Below are 17,552 nucleotides of genomic sequence, written 5' to 3' on the forward strand. Positions count from 1 at the left end.
CTTTTGCGGCAAAACCCCTGTCCAGCGGAATCCTTCGTCCTTGAATTGGCCGGATTGGCGTCCCATAAGGGCACAGGGCTTTGGAAACGCAGAACAACAAGACGGGCGATAATTTGAATGCCGACTTTGTTTCGCTTCGTCGTGACGCTGGCGGTTCTTGCAGGCATTGCTTATGGCGCGATGTTCGCGCTGGCCATGTTCGTGGAGCCGAGAAAAGCGGAAATGAGCATCCGCATTCCCGCCGAAAAGCTCAACCCCAAGAAAAACTGACAACGAACTGATCCGGCCCGATGAACAGCGCCGCCCGCATCGAAGCCTTCCTCGAAATGATGAGCGCCGAGCGGGGCGCGGCCGAAAACACGCTTTCTTCTTACCGTCGCGACCTGGAAGACGCCTCCGAAGCCATCAGTGGCGGACTGGCGGGCGCGGGCGCGTCCGACATCCGCGCCTATCTCGACGACATTGCCGCGCGCGGCTTCGCGCCGACCTCGCAGGCGCGGAAATTGTCGGCGATCCGGCAGTTCTTCAAATTCCTCTATGCCGAGGGCCTGCGCGGCGACGACCCGACCGGCACGTTGGACAGCCCGCGCAAGGGCCGGCCGCTGCCGAAGACGATGAGCGAGGCCGAGACGGGCCGCCTGCTCGACCGAGCGGCGCAGGAAGCCGGCGAATCCGGGCTGGACGGCGACAGGCTGGCTGCGTTGCGCCTGCATGCGCTGGTCGAGGTGCTCTACGCCACGGGCCTGCGCGTATCGGAGCTGGTCGGCCTGCCGGTCACGGTGGCGCTGCGTGACGACCGCTTCTTCATGGTGCGTGGCAAGGGCGACAAGGAACGCATGGTGCCGCTCTCGACCAAGGCGCGCGTGGCCATGCGCGCCTGGCTCGCTGCAAGGGCCGGTCAGCCGGCCTTTGCCGAGAGCCCGTTCCTGTTTCCGGCCTCCTCCGACAGCGGCCATCTCTCCCGGCAGGTTTTCGCCCGCGATCTCAAGGGGTTGGCCGCGCGGTCGGGGATAGCTGCAGCCAAGATCTCGCCGCATGTGCTTCGTCATGCCTTTGCCAGCCATCTGCTGCAGAACGGCGCCGATCTCAGAGCCGTTCAGCAACTCCTTGGCCATGCCGACATCTCGACCACGCAGATCTATACCCATGTGCTTGAGGAGCGGCTGGTGCGGCTGGTCAACGATCATCATCCGCTTGCCGACTAGGCCTCATATCGCTATGTGAGGGCGACGTTCCAACGCTCGGAGCCGGCATTTCAGCGGTTCCGCCTGCCATTTGCCTTCCGACGGATCGGTCCGCTCAAGCATGTACAACTACCTCGACTTCGAAAAGCCGGTGCAGGACCTGGAGCTCAAGATCCTTGAGCTGAAGAAGCTTGCCGAGAACGGCGAGGCGGTCGATGTCGCCGAAGAGATCAGCAGGCTGGAAAAGCGCTCGCGCGACGCATTGCGCGACCTCTACAAGGCGCTCACACCTTGGCAGAAGGTGCAGGTCGCCCGCCATCCGGACCGCCCGCATTGCGTCGACTACATCAAGACGCTGTTCACCGATTTCACGCCTTTGGCCGGCGACCGCAATTTCGGCGACGACCAGGCGATCGTCGGCGGCTTCGCCCGGTTCCGCGGCGAGCCGGTGGCGATTATCGGCCAGGAAAAGGGCTCGGACACGGCAAGCCGCATCAAGCACAATTTCGGGTCAGTGCGGCCCGAGGGCTACCGCAAGGCGGTGCGCCTGATGGAATTGGCCGACCGTTTCCAGATCCCGCTTTTGACGCTGGTCGACACCGCCGGCGCCTATCCCGGCGTCGGCGCCGAGGAGCGCGGCCAGGCCGAAGCGATCGCCCGCTCGACCTCGGCCTGCCTTTCGCTCAAAGTGCCGTCGATCTCGGTCGTCATCGGCGAAGGCGGCTCCGGCGGCGCCATCGCGATTGCCACCGCCAACCGGGTCTACATGCTGGAACACGCCATCTATTCGGTGATCTCGCCCGAAGGCGCGGCTTCGATCCTGTGGCGCGACACCACCCGCTCGAAGGACGCGGCGACCAATATGAAGATCACAGCGCAGGATCTTCTCGAGATGAAGATCATCGACGCCATCATTCCCGAGCCGATGGGCGGCGCCCAGCGCGCGCCGGAAACGGTCATCGCCTCGACCGGCGATCTCATCGCCAGAACGATGAAGGACTTTGCCGGCGCCAACACCGATTTCCGCGAGCAGCGCCGCGAGAAGTACCTGGCAATGGGCCGCAGTCTCTGACCCCTTTGGGTCCGCGAGTCGTTCAACTGTGGCCGCAATGAGCAATTTCGCCACAAAAATGCCGCCGCATTCGGCTCAATGAAACTTGCCGTGAGGGGTTGGCCAAGGCTTGCGGTAAGGAATTTTCAAGGTTAACGGGCTTACGGTTCGCCAGTGTTCAGCGTGGCGGCCCGGCCGAAACGAAGCCGTTGGCCCGAGAGAAAAGACATAGCCGTCAAGATGTTTGCCAAGCTTGCCCGCACCGGAGTCCTGATCGCCGCCATCGGCGTCGCCGGCTGCAATGATTCGTCGATGAAGGATTTCGCGCCGGAGGCCAACAAGCCGCTGCCGGACAAGATCCTCGCCGACATGAAGGCCAAGGGCATGGTGCGCACGTCCTCGGTGATGGCGCGCATCTTCAAGGAAGAAGGCAAGCTCGAGATCTGGAAGGCCAAGACCAACGGCCGCTACGATCTCGTCGCCAGCTACGACATCTGCAAATGGTCGGGCAAGCTCGGCCCCAAATATACCGAGGGCGATCGCCAGGCGCCGGAGGGCTTCTACACGGTGCGGCCGTCGCAGATGAATCCGCGATCGAACTACCACCTGTCCTTCAATATCGGGTTCCCGAACGCCTATGACCGCGCCAATGGCCGCACCGGCCAGAACCTGATGGTGCACGGCGCCTGCTCGTCGTCCGGCTGCTATTCGATGACCGATGCGCAGATCGAGCAGATCTATGCCTTCGGCCGCGACGCCTTCCAGGGCGGCCAGACCGAGTTCCAGATCCAGGCCTTTCCGTTCCGCATGACCGCCGCCAACATGGCGCGCTACCGCAACGACCCGAACTACGAGTTCTGGAAGATGCTGAAGGTCGGCTACGACAATTTCGAAATCACCAAGGTGCCGCCGAAGGTCGACGTCTGCGAGAAACGCTACGTCTTCAATCAGGTCGCGCCCGAAGGCACGACCTTCGACCCGACCGGCCCCTGCCCGGCAATGACCCAGCCGGATTCGCTGAAGACCGCCTACGCCAATTACGAGAAGAGCTACGAGGCGGCCTTCAATTCGGCAGTGAATTCGAGCACGCCGCCGCCGAAGCCGACCATCGCGGGCATCAAGGAAGCCAGCATCGTTTCCGACTGGTCGAAGCGCCGCGCCCGCGGCGAGCGCGTGCCGATCGACCCGCCATCGATGAACACCGACGGCTCGGTGACGGAAACGACCCGCATGGGCCGCATCGATTCCCCGCTCGGCCGCAAGATGGCCGCGCTCGATGCCGAGAAGGAAGCCAAGCGCAAGGCCGAGGAGCAGCGCCTGGCGGCGATCGAGGCGGCCAAGGCCGCCAAGGAAGCGGCCAAGCAGCAGGCTCTGGCCGAGAAGGAGGCCGCCAAGCAGGCGGCGCAGCAGCCGGTCGTCACCGCGGGCGTCGAAGTCGCGCCCGCCCAGCCCGCGCCGGAAGCGCTGCAGGCGGCAGACGCCGACCAGGGCACGGTGTCGAAGCTGAAGAAGAAGCTGCTCGGCATGTTCGGCGGCTGAGATTTTCAGTGCATGTCGCCCAAAAGTGCAAGGCGGTTTTGGGATAACGACATGCATGAACAAAAGGCAAAACAGGCCGCCATCTACGATCTCAAGGGACTGAACTGTCCGCTGCCGGTGCTGAAAGCCCGCAAGCGTCTGGCCGCTATGCGGCCGGGCAGCAGACTCTGGCTCGAGACCACCGATCCGTTGGCGGTGATCGATATCCCGGCCTTCTGCGCCGATGTCGGCCACCAGTTGATCGAGACGGCGGCTGTAACAGGCGGCCATCGTTTCCTGGTCGAGCGCGGCAACGCGGCCTGAGCCGGCCGATTTTCGATCGCCTTAAAGCCCGGCAATCGCCAGCGGATTGGACTCGAGCGCGGCCCTGTCGGGCGTGTCGATCGACGGCTTGTTGGTGAAGGCGGCGAACAGCCGCCGGATATAGTCATCCGGCATGTCGAGCGTGATCAGCACCAGCCGGGTGCCGCGCTGGCCGTCGGGCCAGGCCGGCAGTCTCGCCGGCGGATGCAGGATCTTCTGCACGCCGTGGATGACCAGCGGCCGCGAGGGGTCCTCCATCAGTTCGATGACGCCTTTCATGCGCAGCAGTTTCTCGCCATGCGTCGAGCGCAGAAGATCAAGGAACATCTCGATTGCCGAGAACGGCACCGGCCCGTCATGGACGAGCGAGTGCGAGCGCACGCGCGAATCATGACGATGGTGATCGTGCTGGTGGTCATGGTCATGACCGTCGTGATGATGATGATGGTCGTGATCATGCGCCGCTTCTTCGCCGAGCCAGCGCCGCACATCGGCGGACTTGGTCTGAGGATCATAGAGGCCGCAATTGAACAATGCCGCGGCGCCGGCCTCGTTGACGTCGAGCACGACGGCACCCGGATTGATCTGCCGGAGCCGAGCCCGCAAGGCCTCGACATCGGCCGCGGCGGCAAGGTCGGTCTTGGTCAGCACGATGCGGTCGGCCACTGCCGCCTGCTTAAGCGCCTCGACATGGGCGTCGAGCGTTGCCTCGCCATTGACCGAGTCGACCAGCGTGATGACGCCGTCGAGCCGGAACGCCTGCACCAGCGCCGGGTGCGCCATGATCGACTGCAGCACCGGTGCGGGGTCAGCCAGACCGGTCGTCTCGACGACGACCCGACCCAGCCTGGCGATACGGCCGGTCTGCAGCCGGTCGACGAGATCGGCCAGCGTATCGACCAGGTCGCCGCGCACCGTGCAGCAGAGGCAGCCGTCGGAAAGCTGGATGATGCCGTCGGATGCCTGCTCGACCAAGAGATGGTCGATCGCCACCTCGCCGAACTCGTTGATGATCACCGCCGTATCGGTCAGTTGCGGATCCTTGAGCAGCCGGTTGAGCAGGGTCGTCTTGCCGGCGCCAAGAAAACCGGTGAGCACGGAAACGGGAATAGGAAAGCCGCCGCTCATCTGCTGCATCACCGCTAGTTCGCCGCCTTGGCGGGTTGGTCGCCCTGCGCCGCGGCGGCAGCCGTTCCGGTCGCGAGCGGTTCGGCGCCGGCGGGCGCCGGCCTGTCCGGCCGCCAATTCGGCAGCGGCACATCGGCATAGTTCTGGTCGGCCTGATCGACGAAAGCCTTGGGCGCGGGTCCGGTGGCGCCGCCGAGGCCGACCGCGATCAGCGTCGGATGGTCGAGCTTCACCTGATAGGGTGATTTCGGCGCATCCTTGGCGGCGACGGTCGGCGCCGCCTCGGACTGCTCCTCCGGCGTCTTCTTCTTGCAGATCTCGTCATGCATGTCGTTGGGCGACAGCGTGTCGCCGTAGGGCTTGAGCGCCGCGAGCGTCGTCGAGGTGGCTGCCGGCATATCGAACCCCTGGTCCAGCAGCTTTGCCGCGGCCTCGGCGCGGCTGACAGCGGACTTCTCGCCAAGCACCACGGCGACCAAGGTGCGGCCGTTGCGCGTCGCCGAGCCGATCATGTTGAAACCCGACGAGCAGACGAAACCGGTCTTCATGCCGTCGGCGCCGGGATAGCGGCCGATCAGAAGATTGTAGTTCGGGATGGCCTTCTTGCCGACGGCAAGGCCCTCGATCGAGAACCAGGGCGCATATTGCGGAAAATCCGTGCGCAGCGCCGTCACCAGCACGGCGAGATCGCGCGCGGTGGTATACTGGTCCGGCGAATAAAGCCCGTTCGGGTTGACGAAATGCGTCCCGACCATGCCGAGCCGGGCCGCCTCGGCGTTCATGCGGTCGGCGAATGCGGCTTGCGACCCGCCGATATTCTCGCCGACGGCCATGGCGATGTCGTTGGCCGACTTGACCAGCATCATTTTCAGCGCGTTGTCGAGCCGCATCACCGAGCCGGGCTTGAAACCCATCTTGCTCGGCGGCTCGCCGGCCGAATGTTTCGTCACCTTGATCGGCGAATCGAGCGCCACCTCGCCGGCCTGGATCGCCCGGAACGTCACATAGGCCGTCATCAGCTTGCTCAGCGAGGCCGGATACCAGCGCTTGAACGCGTCCTGGTGCTCCAGCACATAGCCGCTTTTCAAGTCGAACAAGACCACCGGATTGGCGCGCGCCACGCCGGCAAACACCGGAAGCGCCAGCGCGCCCGCCAGCAACAGGGTGACGAAATGCCTTTGCCGCATGATCAAATCCGAAATCGCCTCTTGCCGTAGTCGCTGCTGGCTCCGTAAGATTTCGTTACGCGATCGCCAACATAATGCGAGCCGGCCCTCGATTCCGGACCGCATTGTTGTGGTGCTATTTATCCTATGTGACGCCAAAATGGCAAAGCGCCCGACGATCACAATTACCGAGCGGCGGTTCTGAAGCGCCCTGCTCCAACAAAGAAATGGACCGACCATGCCGATTTTGAACCGCGCTGCCGAAATGCAGGAAGAAGTTGCCGGCTGGAGACGCCATCTGCATCAGACGCCGGAACTGAACTTCGACGTCCTCCAGACCGCCGACTTCGTCACCGGGAAGCTCAAGTCTTTCGGCTGCGACGAGGTGGTGACGGGCCTGGGCAAGACCGGCGTCGTCGGCATCATCCGCGGCCGCAAGGGCGATGGCGCGACCATCGGGCTGCGCGCCGACATGGACGCCCTGCCGATCGAGGAGATCACCGGCAAGCCGTGGGCCTCGACCGTGCGCGGCAAGATGCATGCCTGCGGCCATGACGGCCATACCGCAATGCTCTTGGGCGCCGCCAAATACCTTGCCGAGACGCGCAATTTCGCCGGCACCGTGGCGGTGATCTTCCAGCCGGCGGAGGAAGGCGGCGGCGGCGGCAACGAAATGGTCAAGGACGGCATGATGGAGCGCTTCGGCATCGAAAAAGTGTTCGGCATGCACAATATGCCGGGTCTGCCGGTCGGCCAGTTCGCCATCAAGCCCGGCCCGATCATGGCCGCGACGGCGGAGTTCACCATCACCGTCAAGGGCCGCGGCGGCCACGCCGCGATGCCGCACAGCACGATCGACCCGATCGTTATCGCCAGCCAGCTGGTCGTCGCGCTGCAGACGATCGCCTCGCGCAGCACCGACCCGGTCGAGGCCGTGGTGGTCTCGGTGACGAAGTTCCACGCCGGCGACGCCTACAACGTCATTCCCGAAAGCGCCGAGATCGCCGGCACCGTGCGCACGCTGAAGAAGGAAGTGGCCAAGAGGTCGGAAGAGCGCATCCGCGCCATCTGCGCCGGCATGGCGACCGCCTTCGGCGCAACGATCGAGGTCGACTACGACGCCAACTACCCCGTCACCTTCAACCATGCCGAGGAAACCGTGTTTGCCGGCGATGTCGCCGCCTCCGTCGCCGGCGACAGCCATGTCCACCGTGCCATCCAGCCGGTGATGGGCGGCGAGGATTTTTCCTACATGCTCGAAGCCCGCCCCGGCGCCTTCATCTTCATCGGCAACGGTGACACCGCAGGCCTGCATCACCCGGCCTACGACTTCAACGACGAGGTCATCCCGCACGGCATGAGCTATTGGGTGAAGCTGGCGGAGACGGCGCTGGCCGACTGACCGCCTTTGCAAGGGCGGCGAACTTCACCTAGCCGTCCGGAGCAAGGCGGCGAAGGATCGGCCGGCAACGCCTCTTGGCGAACCGGCCCGAAGCGTTTATGTGTCGGGCCGCGTGGTCCCGTAGCTCAGTAGGATAGAGCGGCAGATTCCTAATCTGTAGGTCGCAGGTTCGATTCCTGCCGGGATCACCATAGAAATCAAGCGCTTATGGAACTACGCTGGCAACCTCATTTTCGAACTCGACGATCTTTGAATAGCGCTGAGCTGGCGCAACCGCGCGCAGTCCGTTGGCTGCTCTAAAGCCCCGTTGCGTTATGGACATAGGTCCTTCCGGGCCATCACGACGTCCCGTTCGGCAATTCTGGTTGTGCTCTTTCTCCCGTTCGCGGTGCCGGGAGTGCCTGTTAGGTCGCCATTTGGCGCTCCATAGCCAACTCGGCTTCCAGGCTCTCGACATCCCGGAAGATCGAGGCGGCAGCCAACGTGCGTCCTCCCCTCTTGAAACGCAGCAGACAGTCCCTGGCGGCGATGTCGCCCTCGACTGCGATCTCGTCCCATCGTTCGGCATGACCGACATAGTTGATCGGCACGTCGTAATGCTGGCTCCAGAAAAACGGGACAGCAACGTACTTCTCGCGGTGTCCGAGCATGTTGAGCGCCGCGGTTTGCCCCTGCCTCTCAGCAACCACCCAATGTTCGACCCGGATATTCTCGGCGATGTGGGGATCGGGCCACCGCGCGATGTCGCCGGCAGCGAAAATCCCTGGCCCGCCCGTTTCCAGGAAAGCGTCAACGGCGACGCCGCGGTCAACGACCAGCCCTGCTTTCTCGGCAAGCCCGGTGCGCGGCCGCACCCCAATGCCGGCGACGACGAGATCCGCCGCCAGGGTACTGCCGCCGCTGAGGCTCACCGTCCCGTCGTCGATGCTGCTTACGGTTTGCTCCAGATGGAACACGACACCGTGCTCTTCATGCAAGGCGCGGATGAAATCGCCCATCTGCGGACCCAGGATCCGTTCCATGGGCCGCTTCTCCGGCGCCACGACATGGACGTCGATAGCGCGCGCACGCAAAGAAGCGGCTACCTCGAGCCCGATGAAACTGGCGCCGACCACGACCGCACGGCGTGCGGTGGCAGCCCGCGCGATGATCTCCTTGCAGTCTGCAAACGAGCGCAACATGCGGACATGCGGCTGGTCGGCGCCGGGGACGGCCAGGTGAACAGGTTCCGCCCCGGTCGCAAGCAGCAGCCTGTCGTAGGGAATCCTGCCCCCATCCGCGAGGACGACCTGCCGCGCACGGGCGTCGACATGCATGGTTTCCGTGTTGAGCCTCAGGTCGATGTTGTTCTTGGAATAGAATTTTTCCCCGCGCAGCGGGATCCAATCCTCCGGGGCTTTTCCGGCGAGGTAGTCCTTGGAGAGGTTTGGCCGGTCGACGGGCGGCGATTGGTCGTCGCTGAGCATGACGATGCTGCCTTGGAACTGCTCCCGGCGCAGCATTTCGGCCGCCGCGAACCCCGCCGCGCCGCCACCTATGATGACGATCTTCTCAGGCACCTGGCCGGAGCCTCCGGAGCGCGGTTTCGGAGCTGTCCGTTTCAGTTTCTCGCCGACGAATATGCGGCCATCCCGCTGTTCGACCGCCCAGCAGGCGAGAGGATTGAGTGCAGGGGCGCGCAACGCTTCGCCCGTCCGCAGATCGAAGCAGGCATGGTGCCAGGGACAGCGGACGGTATCGTCCGCCACAAGGCCGTCGACGAGCGGCCCGCCGTAATGCGTGCATGTCGCACTGACCGCGAACACCTCGGTTCCGCGGCGCACCAGCAGGACCTGGTCGTCGCCGCATCGGCCGACCAGCTTGCCACCGTCGGGAAGGTCCGTAAGCGCGATGCCTTGACTGAGATCCGGTCCCGTGGGCTTGTTTTGGTCCTGGGCCATTGCCTTCTCCTTTGATATTTCAGGATCAGACGTGCCCTTTTCAGTCGAAAAATGGGAATTCGGCTGAAAGAGCGCTGGAATTCAACAACAGCATCTCGCCATTCCAGGCATCCTGCAAACGAATTTGATCGGCAGTTGCATGCATATTTTATGTTAGGTGCCGACAGGCCGGACACATTTACAGGATAGCTTGCCCTGTCTTGCCCCCGTCAGCGAGAAAGGACTCGAGGCCCTTGTTTGTGAGCGGATGTTTGGCGAGATTCCTGATCACAGCTGGCGGTACGGTCGCGATATCGGCGCCTGCGATCGCCGCCTGTTTGACATGGAGAGCGGCGCTTTGGACGCATACGAATCCATTGTGAAAGCCTACGTGGCAGGAGACCTGACTCCGGTTCAGCGGTTCGTGGGGCCTGCGGCTCTGGACGTATTCCAGAGAGCCATCGCCGAACGCCGCCAGAGACAGGAAACGCTCGAGCTGACGTGCGTCAGCATAAAGGACCCCGTCATGGCAGCCGGCCCGGGGAAAACGGTAGAACTCGAGCTGACGCCGAAAGCGGCCCGCGAGCGCTTCGATGCCCTGCAGGAGGAAGTCGAGAGGGAGATCGGCTATCGCGTCTACGTCCAGAACGACATCACCGCCGCAGCCGGCGGCGAAAGCATGTTCGGCGTCGCAAAACATCTTTCGGACTACCTTTTCTTCTATCTCGGCGCACGCCTGCACAGCCGCCTGGTCCTCAACCATCAGATCTATAACACCACCGCCGCGGTAAGCTTTGATGTCGGCATCCTGCGCCTGGAGGAAGAGATCCGGAAGAAAGGCAATTCGCCCTCCGATTTGTGGGAGCGGGGCGCCGACTGGCCTTCGTTCGGCGATGCCGAGATCGCATGGCAACGCGACTTGGTGGAGCAGATGAAGTCGTCGATCGCGGCATTGAAGCCATTCGTTCCGGTGGCTTCCGTCGTCCTGTCCTCTTACGCGCCGCAGGCGATCTGCAGAGCGATTTGCCGGGAGCTGGAGCAGGCCATGCCGGGCACAACCGCCATTGCCGGCAACATCGAGCGCTTGCCCAAGGCAGTGGGAGCGGCGAGCCTTCCGTTCAGCTCGAGGTTCATGGTGGAATAGTTCAGCCCGGGCTGCCGGCCGCCGGATTGGCGATGATCGCCGCCCGGAAGCGGGCGACGAAATCGTCGAGCGCCGGGCGTTCGGCATCCGAGATCGCCCAGTAGGAGAAGGCGTCGTCGGTCCAGTGGACCAACAGGAAGCCGCCGGCCGACAGATCGTCCGCCACCGGCACCGATTTGACCTCGTTCTGCCGCGGCGCCGCCACCAGCGTGATCAGGTGCTCGTGATGACGATAGACCAGCGCCGGCATCGGCCTGTCGCCGATCACCTCGACGCGTCCGCCAAGCAGCGCGTAGCCGTCCTTAGCCATGTCGGGCGCCGCCGGCGAGACGCCGATGCGGCCGTCGAGCCATGGCTTCACCGTATGGCGGTCGGACGACACGATATCGACCGGGGTCGCCGCGAGCAGGCTGCGGCGATGGCCGTTGGCGACGGCGACGGCGAAACTTTCCGGCGCGTTTTCCACCATCAGCCACTGCGTGGCGCCGCTGGCGAGAAACGCCGTCAGCACGATCGAGGCCGCCATCTGGCGCCAGTCGAAGGAATTGAACCAGCGCGCCGAAGTCCGCGCCCGCATCTCGATCAATTTGCCATGTTGCGGCTGCACGGCCTTGGCGGCTTCTGACTGAGTGGGCTCGTCGGCTCCCTTCGTCCCGGCAATCGCCGCGATGCGCGCCAGGAAGTCGTCGCTGACGGTCGGGCGCGGCGCGTTGGCGACAGCGCCGCGCAGCGCCACGAGGCGCGCATGTTCGGCGGCGAGGTCCGGATCGGCGGCCATGCGCCGTTCGACCGCCAGGGCAGCCGCGGCATCGAGCTCGCCATCGACAAGGGCGTGGATCATCAGCTTCATATCCTGAGGGTCTTGCGGCAATCCATCCTCACGCGGGCGATTTTCATGCGGGCTCATGGTGGCGCCCTCCAAGTTCCGTCATCAAGATGCCGCGTGCTCTCGCCAGCCGCGACATCACCGTGCCTTGCGGCACGCCGAGCATGGCGGCGATCTCGCGGTAGCTGAGACCGTTTATGTCGCGCAGCACCAGCGTTTCGCGGAAGGCTTGCGGCAGCCTTGCGATCGCTGCTTCCACCGCCGCCGAATTCGCCTTGGCGATCAGCGCCGCTTCCGGGCTGTCGGCATCATTGTCGGGCGGCGGCGAGACATCGTCGAGGTCGGCGAGATCGCCGACGGCCACCACGCTGCGCGGGCGGTTGCGCGCCATCCAGGTATAGGAAGCGTTGCGCACGATCGTGAGCAGCCAGGCACGCGCATTGCCCCCGGCAAAGCCGGCAATGCCCGCATGCGCCTTGAGGCAGGCCTCCTGCACCACATCCTCGGCATCGGCGGCATTGCCGGTCAGCCAGCGGGCAAGCGACAGCGCGTCGCCAAGATGCGGCAGCACCACTTCGGCAAAACGCGCGGCCAGTATCTTTTCGCTCAACACCGTTTCACCGTCAGGCGCTCCCCCTAGGGGCTTGCGGCCACCCTCGGCAGGTGGCGCGGACCTGTCCCTGCTCGTGCGGGTGAAGATCGCGACTGCAGGCGACGGCGCCTGCTTGCGGGGAGGAGAAGGCATTGGTATCACCGGAGTCAAGTGCCTCGGAAGAGAGGGGTGCCTCGCAAGAGAGGGCAGCCTCGTCAGAAAGGAGCGCCTCGCAAGAGAACGGCGCATCGCCGGCTGCAATGGGATGCTGGACGTCGCCGTCATGGTCGTGGATCTCGAAGGTTGCGATCGGCACGGATCAGGGCCGGCGACGGGGCGGTATCGCCCGGAACGGGTGCGCCCAGCTCATCCGCTCCAGCGGGCGCCGGCGGCTGATGCCTTCGCCCTCTTCAGCCCTTGTGCCGTTGGCTTCATGCCGCTTCATGTTGGTCTCCTGCTGTTGCGCAGATGTGGCGCATGCTCTGAAGACCGATGAACGCGGCCGTTTATTCCCGGCCTGTCAGCTTTTTTCACGGCAACACGATGCGGGCCGGCCTCACAGCGCCAGCAGCGCAAGTCCCGCCAGCGCCGATGCCGCCAGGGTCGGCAGCATGCCGAGTTTCAGCCTGAACATGGCGATCATCGCCGCCGCCGACAGCAGCGCGGCGCGCCAGTTGAGCGAGGACAGGACTGGAACTTCCACACCCCAGCCGACGCTCTCGACCTTGCCGAAGACGACATGCAGCGCGAACCACAGCGCAAGGTTCATGATCACGCCGACGACCGCCGCGGTGATCGCGCCAAGCGCCGCTGCCAGCGCCTTGTTCTGCCGCAGCTGCTCGATGTAGGGGGCGCCGAGGAAGATCCAGAAGAAGCAGGGCGCAAACGTGGCCCAGAGCGTGAGCACCGAGCCGAGCGATCCGGCCAATAGCGGGTTGGCAAAGCCGGCATGGCGGTATGCTGCGGCGAAGCCGACGAACTGCAGCACCAGGATCAGCGGCCCGGGCGTCGTCTCGGCAAGCCCGAGCCCATCGACCATTTGCCCCGGCGAGAGCCAGCCGAACGAAATGACCGCCGCCTGCGCGACATAGGCGAGAACCGCGTAAGCGCCGCCGAAGGTGACGACGGCCATCAGGCTGAAGAAGCCGCCTATCTGCGCCCACACGCTGCCCGGGCCGGCAAGCAGCGCGATCACGGCCACCGGTCCGAGCCAGAGCGGCAGCCAGATGGCGATGGTGCGAGCCGCATGCCATCGCGTCGGCACGGTATGGCTAAGCTCGCCGCGCTCGAACATCAGGTCGACCACGCCTACTCTGTCGGCGGCGGTGCTGCGTTTGCCATGCGCCGAGCCGGAAAACAGGCCCGGTGCATAGCGATTGCCGATCCAGCCGATGAGACCGGCCGCAAGCACGATCAGCGGGAATGGCAGCTTGACGACATAGATGGCCAGGAAGGCCGCCACCGCGATCGCCACCATCACCCGGTTCTTCAGCGCCCGCTTGCCGATGCGGATCACCGCTTCGACGACGACGGCAAGCACCGCCGCCTTGACGCCGAAGAACAGCGCCTCGACGACCGGCGCATCGTTGTAGAGCATGTAGAAGCTGCTCAAGCCGAGCATGACCAGCGCACCCGGCAGTACGAACAGAAGGCCCGCCACCAGGCCCCCCGCCGTCCGGTGCAGCAGCCAGCCTATGTAGACGGCAAGCTGCTGCGCCTCGGGACCCGGCAGGAGCATGCAATAGTTGAGCGCGTGCAGGAAACGTTCCTCGCCGATCCAGCGGCGCTCCTCGACCAGTTCCCTGTGCATCAGCGCGATCTGTCCCGCCGGCCCGCCGAAGGAGAGCAGGCCGATCTTCCCCCACAGCCGCGTCGCCTCGCGAAAAGTCGGCATGGCCGGGACTTCGGCCGCCGGCGCGGCGCCGTCCTTGGCCAGCGCGGTCATTGCGCCCTGCCTGCGACCGGCCAGTTGTGCGTCTCGTCCGTGGCGTCGCGGCACCAGCGGAAGAAGGCGTCATAGAGGAGCATGCCTGCTTCGAGCTGTTCGAGGTCGTCGCGGAACATGCGCGACAGGCCGAGCGAGGCGGCGAGGAAGCCGGCCGCCTGCGGCACGAGGTCGGGGCGCGCCGTGTCGGCCGCGCGCACGATCAGCGCCAGGCGATCGAGTGCTTCGGCACGCAGGCCGAATTCCTCGATCATCGTGTCGAAGCTGCAGCGATCGCCACGATGGCTCCAGAACACGCCTTCGATGTCGAAGGGAACCGCGGCGAAGCGGTCGGCCACCAGAGGCACCTCGGCCGGGTCGACGAACAGGAACACCGCCTTGGGATCGACGAAGCGGCGGATCAGCCAGGGACAAGCGATGCGGTCGACCTTCGGCCGGGAGCGGGTCACCCACACGGTGCGCCCCTTGGCGTCGCGCGGCGGGATAGCGTCGGCCGTGACCAATGGCGCCTTGGCGGCCGCCCAGGCCTCGAAGCCGCCATCCAGCGACTCCGCCGGAATGCCTTCGTGGCGCAGCCATGCCGCCACGCCTTGCGAGAGCTTTTGCCCCCTTTGGCAGATCACGACGACCTTGCATCCGGAAAATTCCGCCGCCCAGGTCGAGACGGTCCTGAAATCGCGCCGGCATGACGCCGGCAGCAGGCGCGGATCTGATTCATAATCCTCGTCGATGCGCACATCGACAAGGCAGGGTGCGTCAGGCAGACCGACAAGACGGGAGAGCTGCGGCACAGTGATTTGGGTTGTTGACGGCATGGCGTCCACCTCCTGAGCAAAGAGAGTTTGGACGCGATCGTTGGGCTGACGCCTCACGGGGTCGTCGCGGGGAACCCCTTGCCGGAATGCTGGATCGCCGCCCATCAATTGTCAAGCGACTGAATAGCCGAGACCGTGATGTTCGTCAGCCGAGACCGGCAGACGCGAGCGCACGCCCGTCAGTGCCGGTGGCCGCGGTGCTCGTCATGATTACGGTCATGAGGATGCGGATGCTTGCGCTCATCCAGCCTGGTCGAAAACCGGATGTTGGCGGCAGCGAGCGCCGGCATGTGTTCGAACAGTTCATTCTCCAACGCCGCCGCAATCTTGCTTGCCTCTGAAAGTGGCAAGGTTTCGTCTGCGGCAATGGCGATATCGGCATGCAACTTGTGGCCGATCCAGCGAGCCTTGGCGTCGACAATATGGGCGCCGCGCACATGCGCGGCGGCATGCTGGATTTCAGCCATCACGCCCGGCTCGACGCCGTCGAGCATGCGGGTGAGCACCGATCTGGCCGACTGCCACACGATGCCGAAAATCGCGACCGTGATCAGCAGCCCAACGACCGGGTCGGCCAGCGGCAAACCCAGCCAGACGCCAATGGCCCCGATGACCACCGCAAGGCTCGTAAGGCCATCGGTGCGGGCATGGTAGCCATCGGCGACCAGCGCAGCGCTGTTGATCTCGCGGCCGATCCTGATGCGAAATACCGCGACCGCTTCATTGCCGAGAAACCCTACGATCCCCGCAGCCGTCAGCCAGCCAAGGTGCGTTACCGCCCGTGGATTCATCAACCGGTCGATAGCTTGATAGCCGGCGACGACCGCACTGAACAGGATGATGAGCACAATGACGATGCCGGCCAGGTCCTCTACCCTGCCAAGGCCATAGGTGAATGTCCGAGACGGCTTGCGTCGTGCCAGCATGAACGCGATCCAGAGCGGAATGGCGGTTGTGGCGTCGCCGATGTTGTGAATCGTGTCGGCCAGCAGCGCCACGCTGCCTGACAGAACCACCACGATCATCTGCAGCGCGGCGGTGGCCGCCAGGATGACGAACGACCATTTGATGGCCCAGATGCCGCGATCGGTTGTCGCAATCGTTGCGTCGATGACCCCATGGGTATGGCCATGCGAGCCATGGTCGTGACCAGGCCCGGTATGATCGTGCGACCCGAACCCAAGCCAGTCGAGAATGCGTGCGCCGAACCCGCTCACAGGTATTTCGCCAATTGCTTGAGTTCAGCCAGCGAGTTGTGGCCCGCCTCGGCGGTATCGGTCAGACAATGCTCGATATGATCGTGGATCAGTTCTCGTTTTGCGCTGCTGATGGCGCTTTCCACGGCATGGAGTTGCTGCGCAAGATCGACGCAGGAACGATGCGCCTCGAACATGGAAAGCACTGCCGCAAGGTGGCCTTGCGCGCGCTTCAGACGCTTAACAATGGCGGGATGCGACTTGTGGATGCTGTCCGTCATGCTGGTCGACTATCCCCCCGGGGGGGATATGTCAATTTACGATTCACCTTCAACAGGCGGCGCGCTCGGTCTCCACCGGCCAGCGCGGCGATGACAAACGCAATCCACCGATAGTTGGCTATTGGTCGCCGGCGGACAAGGCTTACTGCGCCGTCCAGCCGCCATCCATCGGCAGGGTCGTGCCGGTGATCTGCCTGGCCGCATCCGTGCACAGGAACAGCGCAAGCGCCGCCAGCTCCTCGACGGTGACGAATTCCTTGGTCGGCTGCGCCGCGAGCAACACGTCGTGCTTGACCTGCTCCTCGGTCATGCCGCGCGCCTTCATCGTGTCGGGGATCTGCTTCTCGACCAGCGACGTCCACACATAGCCGGGCGCGATCGCGTTGACGGTGATGCCTTCTTGAGCCACTTCCAGCGCCACCGTCTTGGTAAGGCCGGCGATGCCGTGCTTGGCCGAGACATAGGCCGACTTGAACGGCGAGGCGACCAGCGCGTGTGCCGAGGCGGTGTTGATGATGCGGCCCCATTTGCGGCTCTTCATTCCCGGCACCGCCGCCTTGATGGCGTAGAAGGCGGCCAGAAGGTTGATGCGGATGATGGCTTCCCATTTGTCGTCGGGAAATTCCTCGATCGGCGCGACATGCTGGATGCCTGCATTGTTGACCAGTATGTCGAGGCTGCCGAACGCCTCCTCCGCCTCGCGGATCATCGCGGTGACGGCGGCGCCATCCATCATGTTGGCGTCGGAATAGCGGCACTTGACGCCGAAGTCCTTCTCGATGCCGGCGCGCTCCTGCTCAATCGCCACGGCATCGCCCAGGCCGTTGATGGTGACGTTGGCGCCCTCGGCGGCAAAGGCGCGGGCGATTGCCAGGCCGATGCCACTGGTCGAGCCGGTGACGAGCGCATTCTTCGAAGACAGCGAACCCATGGGAAATCTCGCGACAGGATGACAGGAGGGAAGAGTATGAAGACAGACAGCTGGGAAGGCATATGGTTTGTGCGCCGCAGCATCACAATGCCACACCCATATGTCGGCGCTATTACAGCTCCGCGCGGTG

General features: G+C 64.4%; 18 protein-coding genes, 1 tRNA gene and 1 pseudogene. 8 read left to right on the forward strand and 12 right to left on the reverse strand.

The window, feature by feature from the left end; translation table 11 throughout:
* Positions 1-117: 117 nt before the first annotated feature.
* The 5 genes from F3H96_RS19885 (at position 118) to F3H96_RS19905 (ending at position 4,077) form a co-directional block, all read left to right on the forward strand.
* The gene (locus F3H96_RS19885) at positions 118-270 is read left to right on the forward strand and encodes a histidine kinase (RefSeq protein ID WP_149803423.1); all 153 of its coding nucleotides are present in this window, start codon (positions 118-120) and stop codon (positions 268-270) included.
* A gap of 20 nt (positions 271-290) precedes the next feature.
* The gene (locus F3H96_RS19890) at positions 291-1,205 is read left to right on the forward strand and encodes a site-specific tyrosine recombinase XerD (RefSeq protein WP_149803424.1); all 915 of its coding nucleotides are present in this window, start codon (positions 291-293) and stop codon (positions 1,203-1,205) included.
* A 100-nt stretch (positions 1,206-1,305) separates the two neighbouring features.
* Entirely contained in the window at positions 1,306-2,256 is a 951-nt protein-coding gene (locus tag F3H96_RS19895) for an acetyl-CoA carboxylase carboxyltransferase subunit alpha (protein ID WP_149803425.1), read from the forward strand.
* A gap of 219 nt (positions 2,257-2,475) precedes the next feature.
* A complete protein-coding gene (locus tag F3H96_RS19900) occupies positions 2,476-3,774 on the forward strand; it encodes a murein L,D-transpeptidase family protein (protein WP_149803426.1) in 1,299 nt (432 codons plus the stop codon).
* Between the two features lie 51 nt (positions 3,775-3,825).
* A complete protein-coding gene (locus tag F3H96_RS19905) occupies positions 3,826-4,077 on the forward strand; it encodes a sulfurtransferase TusA family protein (protein ID WP_149803427.1) in 252 nt (83 codons plus the stop codon).
* 21 nt (positions 4,078-4,098) lie between these two features.
* Here the strand turns inward: F3H96_RS19905 and F3H96_RS19910 are convergent, their stop codons facing one another.
* Positions 4,099-5,205: a GTP-binding protein gene (locus F3H96_RS19910; RefSeq protein WP_149803493.1), complete on the reverse strand. Its 1,107-nt coding sequence runs from the start codon at positions 5,203-5,205 to the stop codon at positions 4,099-4,101.
* A gap of 14 nt (positions 5,206-5,219) precedes the next feature.
* Complete coding sequence (locus tag F3H96_RS19915; protein ID WP_149803428.1) at positions 5,220-6,392, reverse strand: D-alanyl-D-alanine carboxypeptidase family protein; 1,173 nt, start codon at positions 6,390-6,392, stop codon at positions 5,220-5,222.
* Between the two features lie 217 nt (positions 6,393-6,609).
* On the opposite strand from F3H96_RS19915, the gene F3H96_RS19920 reads away from it, so the two are divergent.
* On the forward strand, positions 6,610-7,773 hold the full coding sequence (locus F3H96_RS19920) for a M20 aminoacylase family protein (protein ID WP_149803429.1): 1,164 nt from the start codon (positions 6,610-6,612) through the stop codon (positions 7,771-7,773).
* Between the two features lie 114 nt (positions 7,774-7,887).
* Positions 7,888-7,964, forward strand: a tRNA-Arg gene (locus F3H96_RS19925).
* A gap of 213 nt (positions 7,965-8,177) precedes the next feature.
* Here F3H96_RS19925 and F3H96_RS19930 read toward each other — a convergent pair.
* Both F3H96_RS19930 and F3H96_RS31175 read right to left on the reverse strand, forming a co-directional pair.
* Positions 8,178-9,713 carry an FAD-dependent oxidoreductase gene (locus F3H96_RS19930; protein WP_149803430.1) on the reverse strand — a complete coding sequence of 512 codons (1,536 nt, stop codon included), beginning with the start codon at positions 9,711-9,713 and terminating at the stop codon, positions 8,178-8,180.
* Between the two features lie 178 nt (positions 9,714-9,891).
* Positions 9,892-10,044 (reverse strand): annotated as a pseudogene (locus F3H96_RS31175) (fructose-6-phosphate aldolase); the annotation flags it as partial.
* Here F3H96_RS31175 and F3H96_RS19935 point away from each other — a divergent pair.
* Positions 10,036-10,836, forward strand: a complete 801-nt coding sequence (locus F3H96_RS19935; protein ID WP_244620077.1) for a TIM44-like domain-containing protein — start codon at positions 10,036-10,038, stop codon at positions 10,834-10,836. The pseudogene F3H96_RS31175 and the gene F3H96_RS19935 sit on opposite strands and share 9 nt — an antisense overlap.
* Position 10,837: 1 nt before the next feature.
* On the opposite strand, the gene F3H96_RS19940 is transcribed toward F3H96_RS19935, so the two are convergent.
* The 8 genes from F3H96_RS19940 to F3H96_RS19970 form a co-directional block, all read right to left on the reverse strand.
* Entirely contained in the window at positions 10,838-11,743 is a 906-nt protein-coding gene (locus F3H96_RS19940) for an anti-sigma factor (protein WP_149803432.1), read from the reverse strand.
* Entirely contained in the window at positions 11,730-12,272 is a 543-nt protein-coding gene (locus F3H96_RS19945; protein WP_244620070.1) for a sigma-70 family RNA polymerase sigma factor, read from the reverse strand. The genes F3H96_RS19940 and F3H96_RS19945 overlap by 14 nt, the downstream gene beginning before the upstream one ends.
* Before the next feature lie 301 nt (positions 12,273-12,573).
* Positions 12,574-12,699, reverse strand: a complete 126-nt coding sequence (locus F3H96_RS31535) for a hypothetical protein (RefSeq protein ID WP_280177783.1) — start codon at positions 12,697-12,699, stop codon at positions 12,574-12,576.
* 111 nt (positions 12,700-12,810) lie between these two features.
* Positions 12,811-14,199, reverse strand: coding sequence for a chromate efflux transporter (gene chrA / locus F3H96_RS19950; protein ID WP_149803434.1), 1,389 nt, complete (start codon positions 14,197-14,199; stop codon positions 12,811-12,813).
* Positions 14,196-15,014, reverse strand: coding sequence for a sulfurtransferase/chromate resistance protein (locus tag F3H96_RS19955; RefSeq protein WP_149803435.1), 819 nt, complete (start codon positions 15,012-15,014; stop codon positions 14,196-14,198). Before F3H96_RS19955 ends, chrA begins: the two co-directional genes overlap by 4 nt.
* 179 nt (positions 15,015-15,193) lie before the next feature.
* Entirely contained in the window at positions 15,194-16,231 is a 1,038-nt protein-coding gene (locus tag F3H96_RS19960; RefSeq protein WP_149803436.1) for a cation diffusion facilitator family transporter, read from the reverse strand.
* Entirely contained in the window at positions 16,228-16,491 is a 264-nt protein-coding gene (locus tag F3H96_RS19965; protein WP_149803437.1) for a metal-sensing transcriptional repressor, read from the reverse strand. Before F3H96_RS19965 ends, F3H96_RS19960 begins: the two co-directional genes overlap by 4 nt.
* Before the next feature lie 142 nt (positions 16,492-16,633).
* Entirely contained in the window at positions 16,634-17,422 is a 789-nt protein-coding gene (locus F3H96_RS19970; RefSeq protein ID WP_149803438.1) for a 3-hydroxybutyrate dehydrogenase, read from the reverse strand.
* Between the last annotated feature and the right edge of the window lie 130 nt (positions 17,423-17,552).

Origin of the sequence: Mesorhizobium sp. NFR06 (genome assembly GCF_900115245.1) — a bacterium.
Taxonomy (GTDB): domain Bacteria; phylum Pseudomonadota; class Alphaproteobacteria; order Rhizobiales; family Rhizobiaceae; genus Mesorhizobium.

What these genes read in the sequence shown, in the direction of transcription:
- F3H96_RS19935 (WP_244620077.1), top strand. Translation starts at nt 10,036, where the DNA reads ATGGAGAGCGGCGCTTTGGACGCATACGAATCCATTGTGAAAGCCTAC.
- F3H96_RS19970 (WP_149803438.1), bottom strand. Translation starts at nt 17,422, where the DNA reads ATGGGTTCGCTGTCTTCGAAGAATGCGCTCGTCACCGGCTCGACCAGT.
- F3H96_RS19910 (WP_149803493.1), bottom strand. Translation starts at nt 5,205, where the DNA reads ATGAGCGGCGGCTTTCCTATTCCCGTTTCCGTGCTCACCGGTTTTCTT.
- F3H96_RS19955 (WP_149803435.1), bottom strand. Translation starts at nt 15,014, where the DNA reads ATGCCGTCAACAACCCAAATCACTGTGCCGCAGCTCTCCCGTCTTGTC.
- F3H96_RS19965 (WP_149803437.1), bottom strand. Translation starts at nt 16,491, where the DNA reads ATGACGGACAGCATCCACAAGTCGCATCCCGCCATTGTTAAGCGTCTG.
- F3H96_RS19885 (WP_149803423.1), top strand. Translation starts at nt 118, where the DNA reads ATGCCGACTTTGTTTCGCTTCGTCGTGACGCTGGCGGTTCTTGCAGGC.
- F3H96_RS19930 (WP_149803430.1), bottom strand. Translation starts at nt 9,713, where the DNA reads ATGGCCCAGGACCAAAACAAGCCCACGGGACCGGATCTCAGTCAAGGC.
- F3H96_RS19890 (WP_149803424.1), top strand. Translation starts at nt 291, where the DNA reads ATGAACAGCGCCGCCCGCATCGAAGCCTTCCTCGAAATGATGAGCGCC.
- F3H96_RS19895 (WP_149803425.1), top strand. Translation starts at nt 1,306, where the DNA reads ATGTACAACTACCTCGACTTCGAAAAGCCGGTGCAGGACCTGGAGCTC.
- F3H96_RS19920 (WP_149803429.1), top strand. Translation starts at nt 6,610, where the DNA reads ATGCCGATTTTGAACCGCGCTGCCGAAATGCAGGAAGAAGTTGCCGGC.
- F3H96_RS19915 (WP_149803428.1), bottom strand. Translation starts at nt 6,392, where the DNA reads ATGCGGCAAAGGCATTTCGTCACCCTGTTGCTGGCGGGCGCGCTGGCG.
- F3H96_RS19940 (WP_149803432.1), bottom strand. Translation starts at nt 11,743, where the DNA reads ATGAGCCCGCATGAAAATCGCCCGCGTGAGGATGGATTGCCGCAAGAC.
- F3H96_RS19900 (WP_149803426.1), top strand. Translation starts at nt 2,476, where the DNA reads ATGTTTGCCAAGCTTGCCCGCACCGGAGTCCTGATCGCCGCCATCGGC.
- F3H96_RS31535 (WP_280177783.1), bottom strand. Translation starts at nt 12,699, where the DNA reads ATGAAGCGGCATGAAGCCAACGGCACAAGGGCTGAAGAGGGCGAAGGC.
- chrA (WP_149803434.1), bottom strand. Translation starts at nt 14,199, where the DNA reads ATGACCGCGCTGGCCAAGGACGGCGCCGCGCCGGCGGCCGAAGTCCCG.
- F3H96_RS19905 (WP_149803427.1), top strand. Translation starts at nt 3,826, where the DNA reads ATGCATGAACAAAAGGCAAAACAGGCCGCCATCTACGATCTCAAGGGA.